Source organism: Streptomyces sp. CA2R106, assembly GCF_037034245.1.
GTDB lineage: Bacteria > Actinomycetota > Actinomycetes > Streptomycetales > Streptomycetaceae > Actinacidiphila.
Window position 1 is genome coordinate 712,645 of sequence record NZ_JBAGKC010000001.1, and the last position, 9,058, is coordinate 721,702.

At 72.5% G+C, this 9,058-nt stretch carries 9 protein-coding genes; 8 read left to right on the top strand and 1 reads right to left on the bottom strand.

What is annotated here, in order from left to right:
• Positions 1–45: 45 nt before the first annotated feature.
• Positions 46–498, bottom strand: a complete 453-nt coding sequence (locus WA788_RS03065; RefSeq protein ID WP_335971188.1) for a metallopeptidase family protein — start codon at positions 496–498, stop codon at positions 46–48.
• Between the two features lie 352 nt (positions 499–850).
• Between WA788_RS03065 and WA788_RS03070 the strand changes: the two genes are divergently transcribed.
• The 8 genes from WA788_RS03070 (at position 851) to WA788_RS03105 (ending at position 8,902) form a co-directional block, all read left to right on the top strand.
• A complete protein-coding gene (locus WA788_RS03070) occupies positions 851–1,276 on the top strand; it encodes a DUF3499 domain-containing protein (RefSeq protein WP_335971305.1) in 426 nt (141 codons plus the stop codon).
• A 77-nt stretch (positions 1,277–1,353) separates the two neighbouring features.
• Complete coding sequence (locus WA788_RS03075) at positions 1,354–2,739, top strand: phosphomannomutase/phosphoglucomutase (protein ID WP_335971190.1); 1,386 nt, start codon at positions 1,354–1,356, stop codon at positions 2,737–2,739.
• Between the two features lie 203 nt (positions 2,740–2,942).
• A complete protein-coding gene (locus WA788_RS03080) occupies positions 2,943–3,122 on the top strand; it encodes a Trm112 family protein (protein WP_335971192.1) in 180 nt (59 codons plus the stop codon).
• A gap of 35 nt (positions 3,123–3,157) precedes the next feature.
• Entirely contained in the window at positions 3,158–4,282 is a 1,125-nt protein-coding gene (locus WA788_RS03085) for an SIS domain-containing protein (protein ID WP_335971308.1), read from the top strand.
• A 5-nt stretch (positions 4,283–4,287) separates the two neighbouring features.
• On the top strand, positions 4,288–5,511 hold the full coding sequence (manA, locus tag WA788_RS03090; RefSeq protein WP_335971194.1) for a mannose-6-phosphate isomerase, class I: 1,224 nt from the start codon (positions 4,288–4,290) through the stop codon (positions 5,509–5,511).
• A 27-nt stretch (positions 5,512–5,538) separates the two neighbouring features.
• Positions 5,539–6,498: a cation diffusion facilitator family transporter gene (locus tag WA788_RS03095; RefSeq protein WP_335971196.1), complete on the top strand. Its 960-nt coding sequence runs from the start codon at positions 5,539–5,541 to the stop codon at positions 6,496–6,498.
• 226 nt (positions 6,499–6,724) lie between these two features.
• Positions 6,725–8,176, top strand: a complete 1,452-nt coding sequence (gene ahcY / locus WA788_RS03100; protein ID WP_335971199.1) for an adenosylhomocysteinase — start codon at positions 6,725–6,727, stop codon at positions 8,174–8,176.
• A 111-nt stretch (positions 8,177–8,287) separates the two neighbouring features.
• The gene (locus WA788_RS03105; RefSeq protein WP_335971201.1) at positions 8,288–8,902 is read left to right on the top strand and encodes a hypothetical protein; all 615 of its coding nucleotides are present in this window, start codon (positions 8,288–8,290) and stop codon (positions 8,900–8,902) included.
• Positions 8,903–9,058 lie beyond the last annotated feature (156 nt).

Genomic DNA, 9,058 nt, shown 5'->3' on the forward strand with positions numbered 1-9,058 from the left:
GCCCTCGCCTCCAGGATGCGAATCCAGGGTGCGAGGGCGGCCGGCTCACTCCTCGCCGTACTTCGGATCGACGTTCTCCGGTGACAGCCCGAGCAGTTCGGCGACCTGCTCCACGACGACCTCGTGCACCAGCAGTGCGCGCTCGTCCCTGCCCTTGGCGCGGATCTCGACCGGGCGCCGGTAGACCACGATCCGGCTCGGCCGGTCCTTGGCCGCGCCGATCAGCCGCCCGAGCGGCACCGGGTCGCCGTCGGACGCCGGGGTGTCCTGCGGCCAGGGCACGTCCTGCACGGCGAACTCCACGTCGGCCAGCTGCGGCCAGCGCCGCTCCAGCCGGTCCGCGGCATCCCGTACCAGGTCGTCGAAGGCGTCGGCCCGGCTGAGCGCGAGCGGCACCTGCGGGGGCGCGATGGGCCCGCGCATGCCGCGGCCGTGCCGGTCGCGGTGCCGCGGCCTGGGCGCGGGCTGGGGCGGGGGTGTGGGGGCCGAGCTGTCCATCATCGTGAGCCTAGCCCCCGACGCGGGCGCGCACAGCAGGGCGTCGCCTGCGTACCGCGCCCTGCCCGCCGTACGGCGCAGCGTCCGGGCAGCCTCCGCACCCCGCCCGCCAGGCGCGCGGCACCCGCCGCCGTGGCTGCTTGGCGCCTCCACCGAGCCGCCGCCGGGTTCGGATCGGGCCACAGAAGTGACGGATATCCGCCACCTGACGTGCTGTGCCGCCCCGCCCGGCGCCGGCGGCCGCGGCGTTACTGTCGGTAGGCGCATTTGCTGCTCCGACGGTAGCCGCAGGTCAGCGTCGTACGTCCGGCGCGGTGGGCGGCAGGGGCCACGAGCGACACGACCGAGTGACCTGGCGGAGAGTCGTCGCAGCCCGCTCAAGAGTGCGGTACCGTCCAACCTCGTGAGCCCTGTACGTCGCTGTTCGCGCACCGCTTGCGGCCGTCCCGCCGTCGCGACACTGACGTACGTCTACGCGGACTCCACGGCCGTCCTCGGCCCGCTGGCCACCTACGCCGAACCCCACTGCTACGACCTGTGCTCGGAGCACTCCGAGCGGCTCACCGCCCCCCGCGGGTGGGAGGTCGTACGCCTGGCCACCGACACCGGTCCGGTCCGCCCCGTCGGCGACGACCTCGAAGCCCTCGCCAACGCGGTCCGGGAAGCGGCCCGCCCGCACCAACGCGGCCCGGGCGGCGCGGCCACCGCGCGCGACATCGACCCCGTGGAGGTCGCCCGGCGCGGGCACCTGCGGGTCCTGCGGTCGCCCGACCAGTAGCCCCGCCGGACCCGCGCGGCGTCTCGGATAGGTTGGTCGCGACCTGACCGCCCGGGACCGTAACGCAGAGGTGTGCAGTGCCCCAATCACCGGGTTCTCCGGCATCCCCCGACCTGTCGCAGATCGTCAAGGCGTACGACGTGCGCGGCGTCGTCCCCGACCAGTGGGACGAGGCGCTCGCCGAGGTCTTCGGCGCCGCCTTCGCCACGGTCACCGGCGCCTCCGCGCTCGTCGTCGGCCACGACATGCGGCCCTCGTCGCCGGGCCTGTCCCACGCCTTCGCGCGCGGGGCCGCCGCAAGGGGCGCGGACGTCACCGAGATCGGCCTGTGCTCCACGGACGAGCTGTACTTCGCCAGCGGTCGGCTGGACCTGCCGGGCGCGATGTTCACCGCGAGCCACAACCCCGCCCGCTACAACGGCATCAAGATGTGCCGGGCCGGTGCCGCGCCCGTCGGCCAGGACACCGGGCTCGCCGAGATCCGCGCCCTGGCCGAGCAGTGGTCCGCGACCGGAGCGCCGCCGGCCGCCGCCACTCCAGGCATCATCACCGCGCGCGACGTCCTCGGCGACTACGCCGGGTTCCTGCGCTCGCTGGTCGACCTGTCCGGCATCCGCCCGCTGAAGGTCGTGGTGGACGCGGGGAACGGCATGGGCGGCCACACCGTGCCGACCGTCCTGGACGGCCTGCCGATCGACCTCGTGCCGATGTACTTCGAACTCGACGGCACCTTCCCCAACCACGAGGCCAACCCGCTCGACCCGAAGAACCTCGTCGACCTCCAGGCGAAGGTCCGCGAGACCGGGGCCGACCTCGGGCTCGCCTTCGACGGCGACGCCGACCGCTGCTTCGCGGTCGACGAGCGCGGCGAACCCGTCTCCCCCTCGGCGATCACCGCGCTGGTCGCCGTCCGCGAACTGGCCAAGCACCCGGGCGCCGCCGTCATCCACAACCTGATCACCTCCCGGTCGGTGCCCGAGGTCATCGCCGAACACGGCGGCACCGCGGTCCGCACCCGCGTCGGCCACTCGTTCATCAAGGAGCGGATGGCGCAGACCGGCGCCGTCTTCGGCGGCGAGCACTCCGCGCACTACTACTTCCGCGAGTTCTGGAACGCCGACACCGGCATGCTCGCCGCCCTCCACCTGCTGGCCGCCCTCGGCGCCCAGGACGGCCCGCTGTCCGCCCTCGTCGCGTCCTACGAGCGCTACGCGGGCTCCGGCGAGATCAACAGCACCGTCGCCGACCAGGCCGGGCGCACCGCCGCCGTGCGGGCCGCCTTCGCCGCCGAGGACGGCGTCTCCTTCGACGAGCTCGACGGACTGACGGTCTCCACGCCCGGGTGGTGGTTCAACCTGCGCGCGTCCAACACCGAGCCGCTGCTGCGGCTCAACGTGGAAGCGCGCGATGACGCCGAGGTGGGGCGCCTGCGCGACCGGGTGCTCGCCATCGTCCGCGGCTGACGGCCGGGCGAAGGGCCGGGACCCTGCCCGGCCCTTCGGCAGGCGCGGCCCGTGCGGGTTGGTGCGCCGGCGGGCGTCGGCCGGCGGGTCGTCCGTTGACGGGTTGTCCACAGGCGGGTCGGCCCCGCCGCCGGGTACGGCGATAGGCTGAACCCGCAGGCCGCAACGGCCCTACACCGCCGCACCCCGCACGGAGGACCACCTTGCCGCTCGTCGAACCCAGCCTCCTGGAGATCCTCGCCTGCCCGGCATGCCACGCGCCCCTGCGCGAGGACGACGCCGCGGCCGAGCTGCTGTGCACGTCCGACGCCTGCGGCCTGGCCTACCCCGTGCGCGACGACATCCCCGTACTGCTCGTCGACGAGGCACGCCGTCCCGCCTGACCCAGGCCGAATCCGCACCCGACCGGGAGGTCGTGTTGTTCGACGAGTCGCTGTTGGAGGACCCCGACGCGCTCGCCCGCGCCGACGTCCACGGGCTGCTGCGCGGCGTCGCCGCGGCCGGAGCACGAGTACGCACCGCCCTGCGACTCGCCGACGAAGCAGGCCTGGCCGACATGCGCCCCGACGGGCGGCCGCGCGCAGTGCTCCTCGCGGGCAGCGGTCCCGAGGCCGCCGCCGTCGCCGACCTGCTCGCGGCACTCGGGTCCGGGGCGGCCCCGGTCCAACTGCTCACCCCGGCCGGCCCCAGACCGGAGCAGGCCCTCTGGACACTGCCCGGCTGGAGCGGCCCGCTCGACCTGCTCCTCCTGCTCAGCGAGCAGGGCACGGAGCAGGGCCTCACCGACCTCGTCGAGCAGGCATACCGCCGCGGCTGCACCGCCGTCGCCGTCGCCCCGGCCAAGACCCCGCTCGCCGAAGCCGTCGGACAGGTCCGCGGCATCGCCCTGCCCTTCGCCGGCCCGGTCGGCGCCGCCGCCGTATCCGCGGCCACCGACACCGGCGCCTTCTGGGCACTACTCACCCCCGTGCTGGACCTCATCGGCCGGATCGGCCTGATCAGCGCGCCCGGCAGCGCCCTCGACGCCGTCGCCGACCGGCTCGACGAGATCGCCGCCCGCTGCGGACCCGCCGTCGCCACCTACACCAACCCCGCCAAGACCCTCGCCGCCGAACTCGACGGCTCCCTGCCCCTGCTGTGGAGCCAAGGTCCCGTCGCGGCCGCCGCCGCGCGCCGCTTCGGCACCGTCCTCGCCACCCTCGCCGGGCGCCCCGCCCTCGCCGCCGAACTGCCCGCCGCCCTCACCGCCCACGGCCCCCTGCAGGCAGGCGCCCACACCCTGGCCGGCGACCCCGACGACTTCTTCCGCGACCGGGTCGAGGACACCGAGACCCTGCGCCTGCGCATCGTCCTGCTCCAAGAAGCCCCCGACCAGCCAGGTTCCGCCGCGCCCGCCGCACGCGAGCAGGCATACGCCCACGACACCCCGCTCAGCGAGATCACCGCTCCCGGCGGCGCCCCGCTGGACACCGCCGCGGAACTCCTCGCCCTCACCGACTTCGCCGCCGCGTACCTGGCCGTCGCCTCGACCGAGAGACCCTGACCGGAATGAACCGCCTCACCAACACCATCCGCCCCTACGCCTGGGGCTCCACCACCGCCATCCCCGAACTCCTCGGCACCCCGCCCACCGGCGAACCCCAAGCCGAGATGTGGATGGGCGCCCACCCCGGCGCACCCTCGCGCATCGACCGCGGCCAGGGCCCCGTCGCCCTCGACACCGTCATCGACGCCGACCCGGCCGCCGAACTCGGCGAAGCCGCCGTCAAGCGCTTCGGACCGCGCCTGCCCTTCCTGTTCAAGGTCCTCGCCGCAGGCGCGCCCCTGTCCGTCCAGGTCCACCCCGACCTCGCCCAGGCCGCCTCCGGATACGCCGACGAGGAAGCCCGCGGGATTCCCCTCGACGCCCCGAACCGCAACTACAAGGACGCCAACCACAAGCCCGAGATGATCGTCGCGCTGTCCCCCTTCGACGGCCTGTGCGGCTTCCGCCATCCCGCCGAGGCCGCGGACCTCATCGACGCGCTCGGCGTCCCCGCCCTGACCCCCTACGTCGACATCCTGCGGGCCCAGCCGGAGGACCAGGCCCTGCGCGAGGTGCTGTCCGCCGTCCTCGGCGCAGAACCCGACGCCATGGCCGAGACCGTACGCGCCGCCACCGAAGCCGCCACCCGCCTGGCGCAGACCCCCGGCTCCGAGCACGCCGCCGCCTACGCCGCCTACGCCAAGGCCGCCCACAGCTTCCCCGGCGACCGCGGCGTCATCGCCGCGATGCTGCTCAACTACGTACGCCTGCAACCCGGCGAAGCGCTCTACCTGGGTGCCGGCATCCCGCACGCCTACCTCGACGGCCTCGGCGTCGAGATCATGGCCAACTCCGACAACGTGCTGCGCTGCGGCCTCACCCCCAAGCACATCGACGTACCCGAACTCATGCGCATCGTCCGCTTCGAGGCCGGCGACCCGGGCGTGCTGCGCCCCGAGGCCGGACCCGACGGCGAGGAGCTGTACCCAGCCCCCATCGACGAGTTCCGGCTCTCCCGCTACCTGCTCGCTCCCGGCGCCGACCCGCGCAACCTGCCGGCCGGCACCCCGCAGATCCTGCTGTGCACCAGCGGCCAGGTCCGCCTGCGCACCCTCGGACCCGCGCGGACCGCCGCCGACGGCACCGAACTGACCCTCGCCCAGGGCGAGTCCGCCTACATCCCCGCCGGCGAGCACACCGAGCTCACCGGCCAGGGCACCCTGTTCCGCGCGACCGTGACCGTCTGACCCCGACCGAAGGGACACCCACCACCCATGAGCGCGTCAGGCGGCAGCAGGGCGATCATCGCGGCCCTCAGCGCCAACCTCGCGATCGCCCTCGCCAAGTTCGTCGCCTTCGCGTTCAGCGGGTCGTCCTCGATGCTCGCCGAAGGCGTGCACTCCGTGGCCGACTCCGGCAACCAGGCGCTCCTCCTCATCGGCGGCAAGAAGGCCAAGCGCGCCGCCAACGAGGAACACCCCTTCGGCTACGGCCGTGAGCGCTACATCTACGCCTTCCTCGTCTCGATCGTCCTGTTCTCCGTCGGCGGCATGTTCGCGCTCTACGAGGGCTACGAGAAGGTCAGCCACCCGCACCCCGTCGACCACTGGTACTGGCCGGTCGGCGTCCTCGTCTTCGCGATCATCGCCGAGGGCTCCTCCTTCCGCACCGCGATGAAGGAGTCCAACCACACCCGCGGCGACCTGTCCTGGGCCGAGTTCATCCGCCGCGCCAAGGCACCCGAACTCCCCGTCGTCCTGCTGGAGGACTTCGGCGCGCTGATCGGCCTCGCCCTGGCCCTGGCCGGCGTCGGTATCGCCATCGGCACCGGCAACGGCGTCTGGGACGGCGTCGGCACCCTGTGCATCGGAACCCTCCTCATCTGCATCGCACTCGTTCTCGCCGCCGAGACCAAGTCCCTGCTGATCGGTGAGGGAGCCAGCACCGACCTCGTCGCCCGCATCCGCGACTCCATCGCCGACGGCGACACCGTCACCGGCGTCATCCACATGCGCACCCTCCACCTCGGCCCCGAAGAACTCCTGGTCGCCGCCAAGATCGCCGTCGACCACGACGACACCGCCGCCCAGGTGGCCGCCGCCATCGACGCGGCCGAAGAGCGCATCCGCGCCGCCGTGCCCATCGCCCGGGTCATCTACCTCGAACCCGACATCTACAGCGCGGCCGCCGCGGCGGCGGGCCCCGACCCCGACCAGACGCCCGGCGGCCGCTGACCGCGAGGCCCTGCGGCAGACAGGCCGCCCGGTGTAGATTCATTCGTAGCCAGACGTCGCTGCTGATGGCGGTCGGGCGGTCAACGCACCACGACCGGCCGAGGGAGAGAGGGCCTCCGACGGATTGCGCTGCCAACGGGACAGGTGTGTCCGTAGCGCTCGACACGCCATACCGCGCGGTAGCGCCTGTCCAAGTCCACCTCGACCACCACGAGGAGCAGCCCGTATGACCACCACCGCCACCGACTTCAAGGTCGCGGACCTTTCTCTTGCCGCGTTCGGCCGCAAGGAGATCACCCTCGCCGAGCACGAGATGCCCGGCCTGATGTCGCTGCGCACCGAGTACGCCGCCGCCCAGCCGCTGGCCGGCGCCCGCATCACCGGCTCGCTGCACATGACCGTGCAGACCGCCGTCCTCATCGAGACCCTCGTCGCCCTCGGCGCGCAGGTCCGCTGGGCGTCCTGCAACATCTTCTCCACCCAGGACCACGCCGCCGCGGCCATCGCCGTCGGCCCCGAGGGCACCGTGGACAACCCGCAGGGCGTACCCGTCTTCGCCTGGAAGGGCGAAAGCCTCGAAGAGTACTGGTGGTGCACCGAGCAGGCCCTGACCTGGCCGAACACCCCCACCGGCGGCCCCAACATGATCCTGGACGACGGCGGCGACGCCACGCTCCTGGTGCACAAGGGCGTCGAGTTCGAGAAGGCCGGCGCGGTCCCGGCCACCACCGCCGACGACAGCGAGGAGTACGGCCACATCCTCGACCTGCTGCGCCGCACCCTCGCCGCGAGCCCGCAGAAGTGGACCCAGCTCGCCTCCGAGATCCGCGGCGTCACCGAGGAGACCACCACCGGCGTCCACCGCCTGTACGAGATGCAGCAGGACGGCACGCTGCTCTTCCCGGCGATCAACGTCAACGACGCGGTCACCAAGTCGAAGTTCGACAACAAGTACGGCTGCCGCCACTCGCTCGTCGACGGCATCAACCGCGCCACCGACGTCCTCATCGGCGGCAAGGTCGCAGTGGTCTGCGGCTATGGGGACGTCGGCAAGGGCTGCGCCGAGTCGCTGCGCGGCCAGGGCGCCCGCGTCATCATCACCGAGATCGACCCGATCTGCGCCCTCCAGGCCGCGATGGACGGCTACCAGGTCGCCACGCTCGACGACGTCGTCGAGACCGCCGACATCTTCGTCACCACGACCGGCAACCGCGACATCATCATGGCCTCCGACATGGCCCGGATGAAGCACCAGGCGATCGTCGGCAACATCGGCCACTTCGACAACGAGATCGACATGGCCGGCCTCGCCAAGATCCCCGGCATCGTCAAGGACGAGGTCAAGCCGCAGGTCCACACCTGGACCTTCCCCGAGGGCAAGACCCTCATCGTCCTCTCCGAGGGCCGCCTGCTGAACCTCGGCAACGCGACCGGCCACCCCTCCTTCGTGATGTCCAACTCCTTCACGGACCAGACGCTGGCCCAGATCGAGCTGTTCACGAAGCCCGAGGAGTACCCGATCGGCGTCTACGTGCTCCCGAAGCACCTCGACGAGAAGGTCGCCCGCCTCCACCTGGACGCGCTCGGCGTCAAGCTCACCACGCTCCGCCCCGAGCAGGCGTCCTACATCGGCGTCAAGGTCGAAGGCCCCTACAAGCCGGACCACTACCGCTACTGACCGGTACGGTCGCGCGCCCGCGCGGCCGACCGAGCGGCCTGAAGATCCACCGCGCACCGGCCCCCGTCTCGCCTGCGAGGCGGGGGCCTTGCCAGACCCCGGAACCGAACGATGCCCCGCGGCCGATACTCCTTCTACGACACGCATGACCACACTCCCCTCGGTGCAGAGCACTTCCACTGCGCCACCGGCCCTTCCGGCTGGCGCTACACCGCGCAGACCACCACGCCCGAAGGCGCGCACGCGGGATCGATCGACCTCACCATCGACGACCTGGGCCGTCCCATCCGCCTGGAGTTGCACGCGGCGGCATGGCAGGTCCGCGCCGCCGCACTGGACGGCGTCACCTGGGTCAGGACGGACCCGTCGGGCGAGCACGCGCAAGAAGGAAACGCGCCCGCGCACGCGTTCACCGGCGTATCGCCGGCGTTCCTGATCGCCACCGCGCGGCTGCTCCGCCTCGAACCGGGCGGCCCGGCCATGCGCGTACGTCTCGTGTCATTCCAGGCCCCCGTCCTCGCACCGCTCACCGTCGACCAGTCGTGGTCGCTCCTCACCAGGACAGCACATTCCACGGACAGCGGTTTGCTGCCTGTGGACAACTTCCGCGTGGACGACCTCGCCACCGGCGACCAGCACGACGTCCACATCGCCGGCGACGTGGTCCTCGCGGCGCCGGGCGTCGAGCTGGAGGACCTCGACACGCCCCCGTCCAGCTTTGGCTGATTTGACGCTCACCTGGGTGGGATGTAGGTTTGAACGGTTGTCGCGAACCGGACTCGTCCGGAGTGAGCGCGAGAACCTGCTACCTCGCTCGTCGAGGGCACCAACATCCGTCCGAGAGAAATCTTGAGTCGGGTACGCGTGTCTGCGAAAGGCGGG

Bases quoted from the DNA above. Each gene is read 5' to 3' on its own strand.
- WA788_RS03065 (WP_335971188.1), bottom strand. From the start codon at position 498: ATGGACAGCTCGGCCCCCACACCCCCGCCCCAGCCCGCGCCCAGGCCG.
- manA (WP_335971194.1), top strand. From the start codon at position 4,288: ATGAACCGCCTCACCAACACCATCCGCCCCTACGCCTGGGGCTCCACC.
- WA788_RS03095 (WP_335971196.1), top strand. From the start codon at position 5,539: ATGAGCGCGTCAGGCGGCAGCAGGGCGATCATCGCGGCCCTCAGCGCC.
- ahcY (WP_335971199.1), top strand. From the start codon at position 6,725: ATGACCACCACCGCCACCGACTTCAAGGTCGCGGACCTTTCTCTTGCC.
- WA788_RS03105 (WP_335971201.1), top strand. From the start codon at position 8,288: ATGCCCCGCGGCCGATACTCCTTCTACGACACGCATGACCACACTCCC.